Origin of the sequence: Thermodesulfobium sp. 4217-1, from assembly GCF_039822205.1 — a bacterium.
In the GTDB taxonomy this organism is placed as follows: domain Bacteria; phylum Thermodesulfobiota; class Thermodesulfobiia; order Thermodesulfobiales; family Thermodesulfobiaceae; genus Thermodesulfobium.
The window spans coordinates 1-16,500 of the sequence record NZ_JBAGBW010000031.1; the positions used below are offsets into that span (position 1 = coordinate 1).

Below are 16,500 nucleotides of genomic sequence, written 5' to 3' on the forward strand. Positions count from 1 at the left end.
AGAGAATTCTACAAAGCTCTTTGCATTCTCAATATTTGAGATTATCTGTTTAAAGAACTTATCGTGTATTTGATGTATGTCGTCCATAAATTGATTTAAACACAAGGATAAAAAGATGTCAAATAGGAAAATGAACCTTGCAGGTCTGATTAGATATGCAAAAATAAATCAATATTGAACAAATGTCCAAATAAGTTTAAAATTGTATGTAAAATGGTAAGAGGGGAATTAAAATCAATACAGACTTAACCTTTATTACAAACGAAAATGGGCAAAGTTTACTTGAGCGCTTTAAGGTATTGATAAAGGACGCTGAGTCCTTTGACTGCCTGGTTGGATATTTTTATACGAGTGGATTTTATAATCTCTATGAAGCCTTTGAGAACACAAAAAGAATTAGAATTTTAGTTGGGATTGGCACAGATAAAATAACTCATGATCTTATTCAATTTCAATATCAAACCTCCTATCATCAGATAAGAGAGCTATATTCAGATAGGGTGAAAGAAGAGATAGAGAGCTCAGAAAATAAATATGAAGTAGAAAATGGAATTGAACTTTTTAAAAAGTGGCTTAAATCTGGAAAAATTCAGATCAGAGCCTATCCAGAAAGAAATTTACACGCGAAACTATACATAATGAGCTTTTCTGAAGATGACAGGGATACAGGGCGCGTCATAACAGGTTCAAGCAATTTCAGCCAATCCGGCCTGATTAATAATTTAGAATTCAACGTCGAGCTAAAAAATGTTAGCGATTACAAGTTTGCCAAAGAAAAGTTTGAAGAACTTTGGGAAAACTCCGTTGAAGTAAGTGAAGACTATATCACAACCGTAGAGCAAAAGACATGGCTAAGAAGTGACATATCCCCTTATGAATTATTTTTAAAATTTTTATACGAATACTTCAAGCGCGATTTGGAAGAGTCAGGCGAGCTATACAATTTAGAGCTTCCAGATGAATTTTTACACCTTGAATATCAAAAGCAGGCTGTCATAAACGCAAGGCGTATCGTGGAAGAATACGGAGGGGTCTTCCTGTCTGACGTTGTGGGGCTTGGCAAAACCTATATGGCGGCAATGCTTGCCTCACAGCTTGATGGCAGAACTCTTATATTAGCCTCTCCTGTTCTAATAGATCCCGAAAATCCTGGCTCATGGGTAAACGTGTTCAGAGAATTTAACTTAAAATTCGAAGCAGAATCTATTGGGCAATTAAAAAGGATAAAGGAAAGATTCAACCTTGATAAGTACAAAAATGTCATAATAGACGAGTCTCACAGGTTCAGAACTGAAGACACAGTCTCTTATACCCTTCTTTCTGAAATATGTCGTGGCAAAAGGGTAATATTGGTTAGTGCAACTCCATATAACAATTCTCCAAAGGATATCCTGTCTCAGATAAAACTATTTCAAAATCCACGAAAGAGCACAATACCAGGCATATCAGATTTAGAGGGTTTCTTTAACAATCTGGAAAAAAATTTAAAAAGTATAGACAAAAAGGAAGACCCAGAAGAGTACATCGAAGCAGTTAAGGAAAACGCATATCTCATAAGAGAAAAAGTTTTAAAATATCTTATGATAAGGCGAACAAGAAGCGAGATAGAAAGATATTTTTCTAAAGACTTAGAGAAAAATAAATTAAAATTCCCTCAGGTAAACGATCCAATAGCTCTATTTTATGAGTTAAATGACAAAGAAAACGAAATTTTTGACATAACCATAAAATTAATAACAAAAAAAATTCGCTATGCAAGGTACACCCCACTTCTTTACTTGAAATCAAAAGATCTCTCGACCATAGAAAAATATGGACAGCTAAATATGGGTACATTTATGAAAGTGCTGCTTGTAAAGAGACTGGAGAGCTCTTTTTATGCATTTCGACTAACGATAGATCGCTTTATAGATGTCTATAAAAAATTTATAGATGAATTTGATAGAGGAAATGTATATATTAGCAAAAAGTATACCAATAAAATATTTGAATATATAGAAAATGACGATGACAAAGCTATTCAAAAGCTAATAGAAGAAGATAAGGCCGAAAAATATTCAAGCGATGAGTTTGAAGAAAAATTTAAAGAAGATCTAAAAAATGATTTCGATACTTTTTGCAGGATAAAAGAGATATGGGAAAAGGTTAATAGAGATCCAAAGCTTGAAAAGCTCCTTGAACAATTAAATACAAATAAAATTTTGAAGGATAAGAAATTAATAATTTTTAGCGAATCAAAAGATACAGTAAATTATATTTCAAAAGAGATTAAAAAAAATCTTAATAAAAAAGTGCTGGTATTCAGCAGCTCATCAAGCAATAATACAAAAAACATCGTTATAGAGAACTTCGATGCCAAAGCGAAGAATAAAAGAGACGACTACAATATACTCATTTCTACTGAAGTGTTGTCTGAAGGCGTGAACCTACATAGGTCAAACGTGATCATAAACTATGATATCCCATGGAACCCCACAAGGATGATGCAGCGAGCAGGCAGAATAAACAGAGTTGATACGAAATTTGATGAACTATATGTTTTTAATTTCTTCCCCACCCAACAGTCAAACGATCAGATTAACCTCAAAGAAATAGCACAGGCCAAAATTGATGCCTTTCTCACACTACTTGGTGAAGATGCAGCAGTGCTAACTGAGGGTGAACCAATAGGCTCACATGAACTATTTGGAAGATTGACTTCAAAAAATACAATTACTGGAGAAAGCGATTTAGACAATAGCGAATTAAAATACTTTAGACTTCTTCAAGATATCAGGGAAAACAATCCAGATCTGTTCCAAAAAATTAAATACCTGCCAAAAAAGGCAAGAAGTGCGAAGGTTAATAAAGAAAACACTGGTTTGCTCACTTTTTTCAGAAAAGGCAAATTGATGAAATTTTATTTATCAAATCGTGAATCCACATTAGAACTTGATTTTTTAACGGCTGCGAAAATACTAGAAAGTATTCCTGAAGAGAAAATCATAAAACTTCCACTTGAGAGCTATTACGAACTGCTTGATAAGAATAAAACTGCATTTTTTAATGCCACAATTGATGAGATAATAGAAATCCGTTCTAAGAAAGGTAGAGATAGTTCAACACAACTTCTTAAAATCCTTAAAGCAACACAAAAAAATGGCAGGCAATTAACCGAAGACCAGGAAGAATATCTAAAAAAAGTAATAAACCGTCTTGAAGAGGGCTCATTACCGAAAAAGACAGTTCAGAAAACCCTTAAAGCATTAAATGAACTTAAGAAAGACATTCAAAATCCATTAAAAGTTATCGGGATACTACAAAGGGAGATCTCACCTACCTTTCTTAAAAGTCATTATGCAGAGACTTCTGCTATAACAGAAGGAAAAAGGGAAGTTATTTTATCACTTTATTTAACTGGGGAAAGCAATGGATAGAGAACACGCAAGAAATCTAATAATTGAAACCTTTGAAAATTCTTTTAATGAAAATAATTTTAAAAAATTCATTTCCAATCTATTCAAGAGCTACGATAGGACTAAAGCCCTTCAGCCAAGATATGGGACACAGGGCATTACCGAAAGATACCTTGGTTTCATTAGCTCCTGGGAAAGAATTGGCCGTTATGAGGATAGTGATGGCAAAAAAATTGATATATTGATAATAAAACTAAAAAAAGGGCAATCTCTTTCCAGAGCAAGAACCGCTCAGAGAAACTTTGTCGCCGATTATTTAAAAGGAAAGCTTGGAACAACTACAGAAAAAGATGCAGCTCTTATTGCCTTTGTCCCACCCGATTCCAATGAGTACGATTGGCGATTTTCTTTGGTAAAATTGGACTATCGTTTTGAGGGGAATAAACCAAAAGAAGAATTTACTTCTGCTAAAAGATGGTCCTTTTTAGTCGGTAAAAATGAAAAAAGTCATACTGCCCAAAGCAGATTTTTACCCATAATTGAAAATGATGAATTTCAACCCACGCTTGAAGATTTAGAAAAAGCTTTTGATGTTGAAGTTGTAACAAAGGAATTTTTTGAAGCTTACAAATATGCTCTCAGAGAGATCATTATTAAGTCCCTTTCTAAGTTTAACCTTCCCTATGAAAAGAAGCATTCATTTTCTCAGTTGTTATTATCAAGGATTATGTTTTTATACTTCTTACAGAGAAAGGGATGGCTCAAATGGAAAGATTACGTTCAGGATAAAAATTACATAAAAAATCTATGGCTAGAATATAAAAATTGGCGTGAAAAGAAAAAAGCGAAAAATCTCTTCTACTCTGAGTGGCTATCCAGCCTTTTCTTTGGAGCTTTTAACAAGAAAAATCATCTGTTTCATCCAAACTTGCCAGAAGATATTAAAGAATCTTTTAGCATTATGCCTTTTTTAAATGGTGGTCTTTTTTCTCGCACACAACTGGATGAACTTAACTTTGACCTTCCTGATGATGTGTTTGAATGGTTGTTTGAACCAGACTTCTCTGACCTAAAAAAAGGCTTTCTTGAAACATTCAATTTTACCATTGACGAGTCTCTACCGGTGGATGTGGAAGTTGCTGTTGACCCTGAAATGCTCGGTAAGGTTTATGAATCATTGATTGCGGAGGAAGAAAGGGGAGGAGCAGGTATATTCTATACTCCAAGGGTAGAGATTGACTTTATATGTAGAACGTCCCTTGTGGAATACATCTCTAATGAAACAACAATCCAAAAACAAAAAATAATTGACTTTGTTTTTAATCCTCATGAAAGCATCGTTAATTTATCAAATGATGAAGCAAGAGAGATAAAGAAGAAACTTGATGAAGTAAAAGTTGTTGATCCAGCCGTTGGTTCTGCTTCTTTTCTTGTCGGTATGATGAATACTCTGGTTGCAATTCACCAGGAATTAACCAGAAAACTTGAAGACAAAGAAGAGAATCTATTTACCTTAAAGCAGAAAATAATCCTTGAAAATCTTTATGGTGTTGATGTCAAAGATTGGGCAGTTATGGTTGGAGAGCTTCGGCTCTGGTTTTCTCTAATTATAGAAACCGATGAAAAATATATGGACATCTACACAAAACCACTTTTGCCAAATCTTTCATTCAAAATCCGTCAGGGCGACTCCCTTATTCAGGAAATTGCCGGTGTTCATATAAATCTTAAAATCGAAATCAAAATGTTGAACATTCCAAAGCAAATCAAAGATAAAATAACAGAACTAATTAAAAGAAAATCTACATTCTTCTCTGGTTTAAGAAGCGCTGACCTTAAAGAAATCAAAGAAATTGAAAAACAGGAACAGGATATATTCAAAGAGATTATTGAGATGAAAATTAACGAAGTATATAAAGACAGATCATATCTTGAAACCCAAATTGCAAACTTAAAATCTACGAAGAAACTTTTTGGAGAAGGAAGAACCAAAAAAGAGCAAGATGAAATTAAAAAACTTGAAGAAAAACTGGAAGGAATTAATTCCGCATTTAATAAATACAAATCACTTTTAGAAACAATAGGGAGCAAAACACAAAAAGATTATTTCCTCTGGGGACTTGACTTTATTGAGGTCTTTTCTCAAAAAGGTGGCTTTGACATCGTGATTGGCAATCCACCTTATGTTAGGCAGGAACTTATAGCTCCACCCCTTGAAAATAAAAATAATTACACAGACGATAAGTGGCGTGAAATTAAAAGAGAATACAAAGAAAAACTTATTCAATCAGTAAAAAACACATTGGATGTTCCAATAAAAATTGACAGAAAAAGCGATCTATATGTGTATTTTTACTATCAGGGATTATCACTTTTAAAACCCGGTGGAATTTTTACCTTTATTAACTCAAATTCCTGGCTTGATGTTGGCTATGGAGCAGGACTTCAGGAGTTTTTGCTTAAAAATATGAAACCAGTTTTTGCTTTTGATAACTTGAAAAAGAGGTCTTTCAAACAGGCAGATGTAAATACAGTTATTGTAGTAATTCAGAAACCAGAACAAAAACTTGATGATTACACAATAAAATTTGTTGCCTTCAAAAAGCCCTTTGAAGAGGTAAACAATGCAGAAGTTGTAAAGAAAATCTATAACGCAAGCCAGCCCATTTTTGACGATGAAGATTTCAGAATATATCCAAAAACTAAAAAAGAACTTTTGATTGAAGGAGTTGAGATACCAGAGGAAGAGTCAGGATTGTTAAAATTTGAACCAGAACATCTTCCTTACATTGGCAATAAATGGGGTGGAAAATATTTGAGAGCACCGGAGATTTATTTTAAGATTTTGGAGAAAGGAAAAGGTAAATTGGTGAGGTTGGGCGATATTGCGGAAGTAAAAGCAGGTATTATTACTGGTAATAATGCGAAATATTATCGTCCAAAATTGAAAGAGTTTAATAAAAATGAACATTCTTTAGTATTCAAAAGTCCTCGTGAAGTCAACAAAATATTTCTTACAGAGAATGATGCAGTTTCAATTATAAAAGTAAAAAATGTACCTTTTGAAATTAGGAAAGCACCTTTACTTTGGGTTGACCTAAGAGGTGATAAACATATTTGTCACTTTAATAAAGATAATCTCCCATTTGAACATAATTTTTATGGAATTTTTGGGAAAAATATTGAAAATAAAACAGTGTGTTTATTTTTAAATTCCACTTTAGTTTGGTTTTTTATAGAAGTTTTAGGTCGTAAAGGTTTGGGAGGTGGTGCAATTAGGATGGTAAGAATTGATCTCTTACAACTTCCATGTTTAAAGAGTCTTCATTTGGATTTTGATAAGTTTCAAGGATTTGTTAATCGTGAAATAAAATCTGTTTTCACCGAGCTTGGTTTTGACCCAAACAAGCCCATTCGTGAGCAGGAGCCAAATCCATTGCCCGACAGAAAAGCCCTTGATGACATCATTTTTGATGCCCTTGGCTTGACAGAAGAAGAACGAAAAGAGGTCTACTGGGCAGTCGCCGAACTCGTAAAAACAAGACTAGAAAAAGCAAAGAGTGTGTGATGGATGAAAGGTTTTAATGATATTTTAGATATATATACAGATGAGAGTGCAAGTAAAAGTCAGAGATTTAGATCAATCTGTGCCATTAGTGGATTGAGCAATAATTTAGAAAAATTAAAAGAAGAACTAAAAAGTAAGATAAATTTGTATGGGTTATCTGAACTAAAGTTTGCCGAAGTTAGAACTCATCAACCAAGGGTAAATTGTGCAAAAGATTTTATTTCTGTAGCAGTTGATTACGCTTCAAGAAGAGAGATAAGAATAGGTGTGATTATATGGGATTTACATGATAGTCGCCATTCAATTCAAGGCAGAGATGACAGGGAAAACTTAGAAAGAATGTATTTTCATTTGTTAAGGAATATTGTAGAGAGATGGAAAAGATTTAATTGTAGATTCTACCCAGATGAACATTCTAAATACAATTACAAAAAAATTGTTGATTATCTTAGTAAAACAAAATATCCGAGAGAGGAACCTTATATCTTGGAACTTTTTAGAAAGGAAAGACGTCAGTTTAACTTCATTGATGTAAAGGAACAAAAATCAGAAGAACAGGTTTTAATTCAATTAGCTGATTTATTTGCTGGAATTGCTTGTTTTTCAAGGGAAAATGCAAACAATTTTAAAAGCTATAAAAAGAAAAAAGAAGATGAAACAGAGGATATCGGAAAAACTTTTAAAAATAGATTTGAACTTATTGAACTTATAAAAAAAGAATGTGAAGAATGCAAAATAAAAATCAGCTTAAATACCTGTGATTTCCTTAAAACATTTAAACCTTCTCAACCTATAAACTTTTGGCATTATGAACCACAAGGAGAATATGACAAAGCACCAACAAGAAAAAAATAAAAATTTAAATCTGAACCAACTTGGCAACCGCTGGCTTGAATTGAAAAAACAGCGGATGCAGAACCTTTTGAAAATTGCCTTGCCAGATGAAGCACTTTACAGAGAAATTATGCTCTCCCTTGGATATCCCAATAATAAGGTGAATTTCTTAGAGCTTGCACTCATTACTCCTTATGCTGATATAAGGAAATTAAAGGAAAGGCAAATTATAGAGAAAGCCCTTTTATACAGGGCAGGATTTACAGATGATAAAGAAGGATTATCAGAGGATTTTGATTTTTCTTTGAAGATAGATAAATCCGTCTGGAACTATAAAGGCATAAGACCAGCAAACTTTCCTGAGAAAAGAATTAAAGGAATATCAATTCTACTATCGCAGACAATTGAAAAAGGAATAGTAAATTTCTTTTTAGAGCGTATTAAAGCGGAGATAAATAATAGAGACCCAAAAGATGCAGTAAAGAAAATAATGAATTTCGGCGGGATTGGACTTCAAAGAAAAGTGGAGATGTTTTTCAATATAATAATGCCTTTCTTTATGGTTTATTCGGACGGCGATGAAATCATAAATTTTCTGAATTTCATTTTTCAAAAACATCCACCATTAAGTGAAAACAAACTTATTAAATCTTTCAAACTCAACCATCCAGATATTAAGATTGAGAATTTTAGAACATATATGGGTGCTATACTGCTTCAAAAAAAGGAACTCTTCAACGATTAAAATAGCTCTCAAATCACAAATCCTCTCCTTCACCCAATCCCCTGACTACGAGACAAACCAAACGAAGCAGGCAAAAGTGTAGCCGCAGGCTTCAGCCTGCGAAAATGTATTACTTGAAGCCCAATTCGACCACCTGGTTTAAAAGCTTTATAATTTAACAGACGAAGAGATTAAAACAATAGAAGGTTACTACCAAGACGGATTATTCAACGGACATGGGGTGTTAAAATGGCCTAGTGGACTAGTTTACTAAGGCGAATGGAAAAATGGAATTCGTGAAGGGCATGGCATACTTAAAAACGCTTCAGGAGAAGTAATCTATGATGGTCTCTGGAAAGACGACAAACCGCTTCAAACTTCAAATCAGCAAGGGAGCACAGCCTCTGAAAAAGTTAAAAAGGTGCTAGACATTCCCTGGGGAGCAAGTAAGGGCGAAGCAAAGCAGATCATGAAACAGCGTCCAAATACAAATTATGTTAACACTGAAAAGAGAGCTAATAATACAGTCAGACAGAAATATATAGATCAGTTCAACAATAACCAGGCAGAATTCCTTTTAGATTTAAAGCCTCTTTAATCTTCATCCTTTCCATCTATTCAAGCAAGGCTTTTCTAACAATGTCGCTAAAATTTGCTTTAGGATCTATGCGTTTAATATCTTTAAATATTTTTCATCAATCGTAATTGTTTTTCTGATAATACTATTCATAACATCACCTCAATTATCATATTATTTAATAATACTACTACAACATATTAAGTCAAGTCTATTTATAAGAAACTCTTTTTCGCTCGTTCATCTTCCGTTAATATTCGTTCGTGTATAGTTTTCTACAAGAATTAAAAACGAAGGTGTGTTATGAACAGCGTAAAAAAATTGGCAGTTTTAGCTCTTGGAGGAATATTACTTACGGCTTCGACAGTAGGAGTAGCAAAAGCTGATCAGCAGGTAACGGGCTCTATTAGGATTACACAAGACAATGAGACAAGTTATGCAGATCTGTCGAAAACAACGATTGATCAAGCAATATCAAGCGCCCTTGCAGCCCAACCAGGAAAGGTTATCAAAGCGAAGCTCGAAGATGAAAATAGCTCTTTGGTCTGGAATGTAGACATAGTATCCAACAACCAGATGTACGAAGTAATAGTAGATGCAAAGAATGCTAAAGTTTTAAGCACAGGGATAGATCAGGTAGATAACCAGAAAGAAACGACTGAAGTAAAAGATTAATTTTGGGGGGCTCGCCCCCCTTTATTTATTATTTATTGAAAAATTAATGGGATTAAGGTAATATGAGCACAATGAGACTATTAGTAGTAGAAGATGAAAAGACTCTGGCGAATTTAATAAAAAAGGGCTTTGAAGAAGAAGGCTATGCCGTAGACGTCGCATACAACGGAGAAAATGGCCTTTTCTTAGCTAAAAACAATATTTACGATGCCATAGTACTTGACATTATGATGCCCATAATCGATGGCATTAGTTTACTGAAAGAGCTAAGAGAAGAAGATATCTCAACGCCTGTTATTCTTCTTACAGCTAAAGACTCTGTAAAGGATAAAGTCTTAGGTTTAGACAGCGGCTCTGACGATTACCTTACAAAGCCATTCTCTTTTGAAGAGCTACTTTCCAGAGTAAGGGCTTTGATAAGGCGAAAATTTGCCACATCCAGCCCCATAATAAAAATTTGCGACTTAGCAATTGACACCGCGCAAAAAACGGTGAAGAGATGTAACAAAAAAATTGATCTTAGCGCAAAGGAATATGCCCTACTCGAATATTTAGCCCTAAACAAAAATAAAGTAATAAACCGCACAGCAATAATCGAGCACCTATACGATGAGGATTTTGATTTAGATAGCAATGTTATAGATGTATTTATCAATAGAATCAGGAATAAAATTGATAAAAATTTTGATAAAAAATTAGTCCACACATTTCGTGGCATTGGTTATAGCTTAAAAGAATGAATTCTATAAAATTTAAGCTGTTCTTATACTACTGCGTTATATCCTTTGCAATATTTGGAATATTGGGGACATTTTTATACCTTAGCCTTGAAAATATAGTTTTAGAATCAATCGATAACGCTCTAACTGCAAAGGCTAAAGCGATTGCCACGCTTATCAATGAAGACGAGGGAATAAACTTTCAATATTCAGATGAAATGTCAAAAGAGTATTCTCAACATTCAAATCAATACTTTCAGATAATTCAAGATTCGAAAGTTGTTGAAAAATCTAAATCTTTAGGCTCTGATAGCCTGCCGATTGTCAGCTCAGCCCAGACCATTCACTTTAAGAATAAACCCATTCGAATTGTGCTATACAACCTCACAATAGACAAAGAACACCTTATTATCGAGTGTGCGCAAGACATTGAAAATAAAATAGACTTGCTCCAAACCTACCTAAGCATATTATTTTTATCAATTGTTGGAGCAATCTTTTTGAGCGCTTTAGGTGGTCTATTTATCGTAAACATAATGCTCAAACCAATCAAAAAGATCTCTTACACAATCAGTAAACTCTCTGAATCGAATTTGTTCCAGAGTCATATCGACGAAAACGTGGTAGATGAGCTAAGGCCTCTTGCAACCTCATTCAATCGCACATTTGAAAGGCTTGACAACGCGTTTACTAAACAAAAACAATTCGTCGCAGACGTCTCTCACGAGCTGAAAACTCCTCTTAGCGTAATAATGATGGAGACAGAGATTGCGCTCAGAAAACAGCGAAACGTCCAGGAATATATAAACACAATCAATCAGATAAAAGAGAGCTCCCAACACATGAAAAGCATTATAGAAACTCTGTTCAAGCTTATAAAAATAGAAAACACACAGCTTCTGGAAAAGAAAACTCTTGATATTAAAGAAATAATTCAGAAATCAGCATCGCTATTAAAAGATCAGATAGAAAAAAAGCGCTTAAGGTGTAACATAAAGGGCGATACATTTTTGATTGATGCTGATGAAACGCTAATTATGGAAGTCTTCTTAAACCTTATAGACAATGCAATCAAATATAATAGAGAAAGCGGCACGATAGATATTTTCATTTATCCAGAAAAACGCGTAGAGATAGTAGATAGCGGCATTGGAATATCGAAAGAATCGCTTGAAAGGGTGTTTGACAAGTTCTACAGGGCAGATCCTTCCAGGTCAAAAGAAATTGAGGGTTTAGGGCTGGGCCTGAGCCTTGTAAAGGAAATTTTAGATCTGCACAATGCCAGAATTGAAATAGAAAGCACGCCCGATGTGGGAACGAAAGTAACTATCACAGCCTCTTAGTCAAAAGCTCTATTTTAAATACAACTTTTTTTCTAAATAATTTTTCAACCATTTAAGTAGACTTTTTTTTCTGTTTCTCCCTCCTACAAAACACAATAAGCCCGCTTAGGTAGTCTTTGATTACTATATTTATTTCGTGTCATCTTCATCTAAAAAATCAATCAGATTTGGCACAGCTCCTAATTTACCTGTTTTATAAAAATTATAATATGAATTTTTTTTTCGTATCTCCTTAAAATCAGAAAGAGAAAACAGATCAGTAGAACCATCTGTCTTTTTCTCAGTAAACCATATAATATCCTTTCTGATTAAGTCTTTATTCATAAGCAATTCTCTGTTGTGAGTGGTGCCTATTAATTGAAAATTGTGTTTTCTGCTCATCTTTAAAAAGGTTAAAATAGAATGTTCTATTAAGTCTGGATGCAGCGATCTGTCTATCTCATCAATTACAAAAATTTTACTTTCATTTTTGCTTTCAGAAAGTGCCTTTAATAGAATATTCATTAAAACGTAATATCTTTTTATTCCGCTGGACTCATCATCGAAGGGTAAGCTAAAATTCTCTTTATAAGAGTGATGTAATATAGTTTTAAAAGGCGTAAGATTAAATCCGATATCAGTTTGATCTTGTAAATCTATATCTTGTGTCATATTTTGATCTTCAAAAAATATATCATTTTCTGTTTCTTGCATTTTTTTGCTTTTTTGTACTATATCTACATCAGTTAAACTAAAATCGGCTATTTTTAATAAATTCACAAGTTTATTTTTAGGTATTTTACCATTAAAAATATTTTCAGATATAAAATCTAAAGTGAGAAATTCTTCAAATATGCCCATCAACTTCTCATCTGATAAAATAGATGGGTCCAAATTAGAATTAGCAAAAAGTTTACTTTGAAATAATTGAAATAACATCCTGTAAGGAATAAAAAACTTATGTGGATCTATTGTTAGTTCAAGATTAAACCAACTTCTAACTGACTTTAAAGTTTCAAACTCTATATTTGTTTTAAGATAACTTGCTATAACAGTATCGTTACATAATGTATTGGCACTCAAAGCATCTTTGTCAGCCCTACTTATCTTCACCTTTGAACCAAATTTAATTTTAGATAATTCTTTCTCTTTGTCAGTAGCTCTCTCAAAAATCAAACTTTTTTTAGGAGAAAAAGAATATAGGGATTCTTTAACAATAAATTTTTTATTCAGTTGAATCTCATATAAATATCTTTCGTCACTTACAAACTCTATTGAAAAAAACTATCTTTATCTTTATCAAGAGCAAATGGTTTTAAATTAAACTCAAAACTTTTGTTATTAAATGGCATTATGACAAGTTGTCGCAAAAAGGCAAGAGCTTCCACTATGCTCGTCTTTCCAGATGCATTTGGCCCAAATATAAGAGCCATTTTTAATATTTTCGATTTTCCAATAGAACTAACGTAATATTCATCTAAATGATCTGACCCAACTGGCTCAAATGATAGGTTAACTTTATCCCTAATAGATTTAAAGTTCTCAACAGAAAAATTTAATATCATATTATTTTTTCTCCCCTTTTTTACAACTTACTAACGTATTTTATCGAAAAACTATAAAAAGTCAAATGTTTATAGTTTAAAAAAAGTAGTATAAAATGTTAAGAATGATTAAGAATGATTAAAACTTAATATTTTTCATAAAGAAAGAAATGTTTGATTAGAAACTCAATAAAGCTTATAATTTATTTAAAATTAGAGGTTGGGAGAAAAAATGTTTAAAAAACTATCAATAGAAAATTTTAGAGGATTTAATAAATTCTCGATTGATGGTTTGTCGGATATAAATATTTTTACAGGAGCCAATGGCTGTGGTAAAACTTCTGTACTTGAAGCTGTATTTTTACTTTCATCTCAATCCCGTACATTACCAATTAATATAAATTCTCTACATCAATTTCGCACCAAGAATACTTATCTTATAGGTTTTTTCAGTCCGAGCCCATTTGAATACCTTTTTAAAGACATCACAAAACCCATCGTTATTAATTCCGAAGACACTACACTTGAAATAAAGCCTATTACTTCTGAATTTTCTCAATTTTCCACAACAGCATCTCCTACTCTTACTGGAATTGATATTTTCCTTAATGGCGAGCATCAAGGCAAATATTCTTGGCATAACAACATCATAAAAGATGAGCTTAGTGGAAAAGAAATTACTAATGAAATTACTAATGATTTTCAAAATATCCTTGTAACAACCTTTATATCGCCATATTTTTGTAATATCGAAGGATTTTATATTACGTTGTTAAGCAATATGATAAAAAATGGAAAACGTAATGAAATATTAAAATTATTTCAGATGTTTCATCCAGAAATTAAAGATTTTACCTCACTAAGCGATAGAGGCACCCAAACAATTTTTGTTGATATTGGTACTGGAAGATATATACCCATTAGTCTTCTTGGAACAGGATTTCTTAATTTTATAGACACAATATTGCCTGTTTTTGCCCTTAAAAATTCAATAATTTTAATTGATGAAATAGAAGATGGCGTCTATTACTTGTATGTGCCAAAATTATTAAAAACGATTTTTGAAATTGCCAGAGAAAACAACAATCAATTGTTTATTACAACGCATTCAAAAGAGCTCTTGTTATCGATTGTTTCTGTAATTCAAGATCTAAATAAAGAAGATAGTATAAGTTTTTTCAATATAAATTTTGCAGAAAATGTTGATGTAGATAGATATTCTATTGAAGATGTCAAAAATTTAATGGAAATTAACTTAGATATAAGATAATGAGTTATAAATTTTATGACAATGATAAAGGCAACACAATTTTTAATGAGAAAAATCAAAAATGTATATTTCTCGCAGAAGGTTTATCAGAGGCGCTTTTTTTAGAAAAGTGGTTAAGCTCAGAAGAAGAATGGTCACAAAAATCTGAATTTATTTCTGTTATCTGCTTTCAAGGTGTTGACAAAATAAAAGCTACCCTTAAGAGAATTGAACAAAAAATTAGACAATGCCTTGGTGTAGGCTTTTTTCTAGATGCAGAAGATAAAAAAATCACTGATAGATTAAAGCAAATCGAAGATGTATTAGAAATACATAAAATTATCGATACTGGAACAAACAAATTAAGAGCTGGAGAATTAAACCAAATTAGTGATCGTAACTTATCATCAATAGCTATTTATATATCTCCAAACAACAAAGACAATGGTTGCATAGAAGATATTGTTGTTGAGGAAAACGAGATAAAAACATGGAAATGCATCGAATGTCTAAGGGAATCAAGCGAATATAATAACATCAACAAGTCTATAGTCCAAGCATATCTGGGATGCAAAAAGCCAGGCCTATGCGGCACAGGTCGAGGTTTTGAAAGTGGTATTCTAGATGTTAATAGCTCAGTTTACAGTAAAATTACTGATCTTTTTTCAAAACTTTTAAGGAATTCTTGTTGATATGAATAGCATTTATCCCCTTGATTAACTTAAACATATTACTCACTTTTTAGCAATAAAAAGCTTGTTAATTTCTTGCATTATCAGTAATTCTTGAGATTTTTGTTTACTAAAGCTGTCAAAGATAAATTTAGAACATAAAATGAGGTGCTATGCCAATAGTTTTAGAAAAAGATAATTGCAAAGAAAAAATAAAGGTTCATCCGATTGTAAAATGGGCAGGAGGGAAAAGACAGCTAATTTCGATAATTAAAGAAGGTATGCCTGAAAATTTCAATCGTTATTTCGAACCTTTTATAGGAGGCGGCGCTGTTTTCTTTGAAATACAACCTGAAAATGCCTATATTTCTGACACGAATGAAGAATTGATAAATTTATATAATGTAGTAAAAAATAACCCCCTGGACTTAATAGTTGATTTACGCAAACACAAAAACACTAAAGAATATTTCTTGATAATTAGAAACGCTGATAGGAATGCAAGTTATAGAGATTGGTCAAATGTTCAAAAAGCAAGCAGATTTATATATCTAAATAGAACTTGTTATAATGGGCTTTATAGGGTTAACAGCAAGGGTCAGTTCAATGTGCCTTTCGGAGATTATTCAAATCCAAAAATTGCTGATGAAGAAAATATTCTTAATTGTTCAGAAATTTTACAAAATACAGAAATAAGATGTGCAAATTTTGCTGAGATATTAAAATGTGTAAAAAAAGGCGACTTTGTCTACTTCGATCCCCCATATCTTCCTTTAAATAAAACGTCAAGCTTCACATCATACACAAAAGAAGGTTTTAATATTGATATGCAGTTTACACTCAAAGCTGTTTGCGATGAGATTGACAAAAAAGGTGCAAAATTTTTACTCTCCAATTCTGATACGGAAGTTATAAACGAGCTATACGCATCATATAATATCAAAAAGGTCTTTGCATCGCGCGCTATTAATTCAAAAGCAGATGGACGAGGCAAGATAACTGAGGTATTAATTAGAAACTATTGAATAGATGATTTTTTAACTATTTCCTTCGCAAAATTTAAATCCAGTAATTTTCAAAAAATCAAAAATATTAAGATAATCAATCTGAAAATCCTCACATACATTCGGAATTGGCACATTTTTCTTTATATTTTTATTTAAAATTTCTGTAGTAACAACTTTTAATCCATTAGTCTTAGCATAAGCTATTATCCATGTAT

General features: G+C 32.5%; 14 protein-coding genes and 1 pseudogene. 12 read left to right on the forward strand and 3 right to left on the reverse strand.

Annotated features, from left to right (window positions below; all coding sequences use genetic code 11):
* Positions 1 to 299 precede the first annotated feature (299 nt).
* The 9 genes and pseudogenes from V4762_RS09055 to V4762_RS09085 all read left to right on the forward strand — a co-directional run bounded on the left by V4762_RS09055 (position 300) and on the right by V4762_RS09085 (position 11,835).
* Positions 300 to 3,416, forward strand: a complete 3,117-nt coding sequence (locus V4762_RS09055; protein WP_347315462.1) for a helicase-related protein — start codon at positions 300 to 302, stop codon at positions 3,414 to 3,416.
* Positions 3,409 to 6,963 carry an Eco57I restriction-modification methylase domain-containing protein gene (locus V4762_RS09060; RefSeq protein WP_347315463.1) on the forward strand — a complete coding sequence of 1,185 codons (3,555 nt, stop codon included), beginning with the start codon at positions 3,409 to 3,411 and terminating at the stop codon, positions 6,961 to 6,963. The genes V4762_RS09055 and V4762_RS09060 overlap by 8 nt, the downstream gene beginning before the upstream one ends.
* 3 nt (positions 6,964 to 6,966) lie before the next feature.
* Positions 6,967 to 7,818, forward strand: coding sequence for a DUF3800 domain-containing protein (locus V4762_RS09065; RefSeq protein WP_347315464.1), 852 nt, complete (start codon positions 6,967 to 6,969; stop codon positions 7,816 to 7,818).
* Positions 7,790 to 8,542 (forward strand): DUF2851 family protein, encoded by a 753-nt coding sequence (locus tag V4762_RS09070; RefSeq protein WP_347315465.1) that lies wholly within the window; start codon positions 7,790 to 7,792, stop codon positions 8,540 to 8,542. The genes V4762_RS09065 and V4762_RS09070 overlap by 29 nt, the downstream gene beginning before the upstream one ends.
* A gap of 178 nt (positions 8,543 to 8,720) precedes the next feature.
* Complete coding sequence (locus tag V4762_RS10075) at positions 8,721 to 8,795, forward strand: hypothetical protein (RefSeq protein WP_458646957.1); 75 nt, start codon at positions 8,721 to 8,723, stop codon at positions 8,793 to 8,795.
* Positions 8,796 to 9,119, forward strand: a pseudogene (locus tag V4762_RS10080) (hypothetical protein); the annotation flags it as partial. It lies immediately after the preceding gene.
* A gap of 282 nt (positions 9,120 to 9,401) precedes the next feature.
* Complete coding sequence (locus tag V4762_RS09075; RefSeq protein WP_347315466.1) at positions 9,402 to 9,773, forward strand: PepSY domain-containing protein; 372 nt, start codon at positions 9,402 to 9,404, stop codon at positions 9,771 to 9,773.
* Positions 9,774 to 9,844: 71 nt separating this feature from the next.
* Entirely contained in the window at positions 9,845 to 10,513 is a 669-nt protein-coding gene (locus V4762_RS09080) for a response regulator transcription factor (protein WP_347315474.1), read from the forward strand.
* On the forward strand, positions 10,510 to 11,835 hold the full coding sequence (locus tag V4762_RS09085; protein ID WP_347315467.1) for a sensor histidine kinase: 1,326 nt from the start codon (positions 10,510 to 10,512) through the stop codon (positions 11,833 to 11,835). The genes V4762_RS09080 and V4762_RS09085 overlap by 4 nt, the downstream gene beginning before the upstream one ends.
* 129 nt (positions 11,836 to 11,964) lie before the next feature.
* On the opposite strand, the gene V4762_RS09090 is transcribed toward V4762_RS09085, so the two are convergent.
* Positions 11,965 to 12,990 carry an AAA family ATPase gene (locus V4762_RS09090; RefSeq protein ID WP_347315468.1) on the reverse strand — a complete coding sequence of 342 codons (1,026 nt, stop codon included), beginning with the start codon at positions 12,988 to 12,990 and terminating at the stop codon, positions 11,965 to 11,967.
* Positions 12,991 to 13,085: 95 nt separating this feature from the next.
* Positions 13,086 to 13,379 (reverse strand): AAA family ATPase, encoded by a 294-nt coding sequence (locus V4762_RS09095; protein WP_347315469.1) that lies wholly within the window; start codon positions 13,377 to 13,379, stop codon positions 13,086 to 13,088.
* A gap of 211 nt (positions 13,380 to 13,590) precedes the next feature.
* Here V4762_RS09095 and V4762_RS09100 point away from each other — a divergent pair, with 211 nt between their 5' ends.
* From V4762_RS09100 to V4762_RS09110, 3 genes are all read left to right on the forward strand, one after another.
* Entirely contained in the window at positions 13,591 to 14,628 is a 1,038-nt protein-coding gene (locus V4762_RS09100; protein WP_347315470.1) for an AAA family ATPase, read from the forward strand.
* Positions 14,628 to 15,299, forward strand: a complete 672-nt coding sequence (locus V4762_RS09105) for a DUF3226 domain-containing protein (protein ID WP_347315471.1) — start codon at positions 14,628 to 14,630, stop codon at positions 15,297 to 15,299. Before V4762_RS09100 ends, V4762_RS09105 begins: the two co-directional genes overlap by 1 nt.
* 152 nt (positions 15,300 to 15,451) lie before the next feature.
* Positions 15,452 to 16,303, forward strand: coding sequence for a DNA adenine methylase (locus V4762_RS09110; RefSeq protein ID WP_347315472.1), 852 nt, complete (start codon positions 15,452 to 15,454; stop codon positions 16,301 to 16,303).
* A gap of 12 nt (positions 16,304 to 16,315) precedes the next feature.
* On the opposite strand, the gene V4762_RS09115 is transcribed toward V4762_RS09110, so the two are convergent.
* On the reverse strand, positions 16,316 to 16,500 hold a 185-nt coding region (locus V4762_RS09115), incomplete at its 5' end, for a DUF4411 family protein (RefSeq protein WP_347315473.1).

Bases quoted from the DNA above. Each gene is read 5' to 3' on its own strand.
- V4762_RS09080 (WP_347315474.1), top strand. From the start codon at position 9,845: ATGAGACTATTAGTAGTAGAAGATGAAAAGACTCTGGCGAATTTAATA.
- V4762_RS09095 (WP_347315469.1), bottom strand. From the start codon at position 13,379: ATGATATTAAATTTTTCTGTTGAGAACTTTAAATCTATTAGGGATAAA.
- V4762_RS09070 (WP_347315465.1), top strand. From the start codon at position 7,790: ATGACAAAGCACCAACAAGAAAAAAATAAAAATTTAAATCTGAACCAA.
- V4762_RS09105 (WP_347315471.1), top strand. From the start codon at position 14,628: ATGAGTTATAAATTTTATGACAATGATAAAGGCAACACAATTTTTAAT.
- V4762_RS09100 (WP_347315470.1), top strand. From the start codon at position 13,591: ATGTTTAAAAAACTATCAATAGAAAATTTTAGAGGATTTAATAAATTC.
- V4762_RS09075 (WP_347315466.1), top strand. From the start codon at position 9,402: ATGAACAGCGTAAAAAAATTGGCAGTTTTAGCTCTTGGAGGAATATTA.
- V4762_RS09060 (WP_347315463.1), top strand. From the start codon at position 3,409: ATGGATAGAGAACACGCAAGAAATCTAATAATTGAAACCTTTGAAAAT.
- V4762_RS09065 (WP_347315464.1), top strand. From the start codon at position 6,967: ATGAAAGGTTTTAATGATATTTTAGATATATATACAGATGAGAGTGCA.
- V4762_RS09110 (WP_347315472.1), top strand. From the start codon at position 15,452: ATGCCAATAGTTTTAGAAAAAGATAATTGCAAAGAAAAAATAAAGGTT.
- V4762_RS09085 (WP_347315467.1), top strand. From the start codon at position 10,510: ATGAATTCTATAAAATTTAAGCTGTTCTTATACTACTGCGTTATATCC.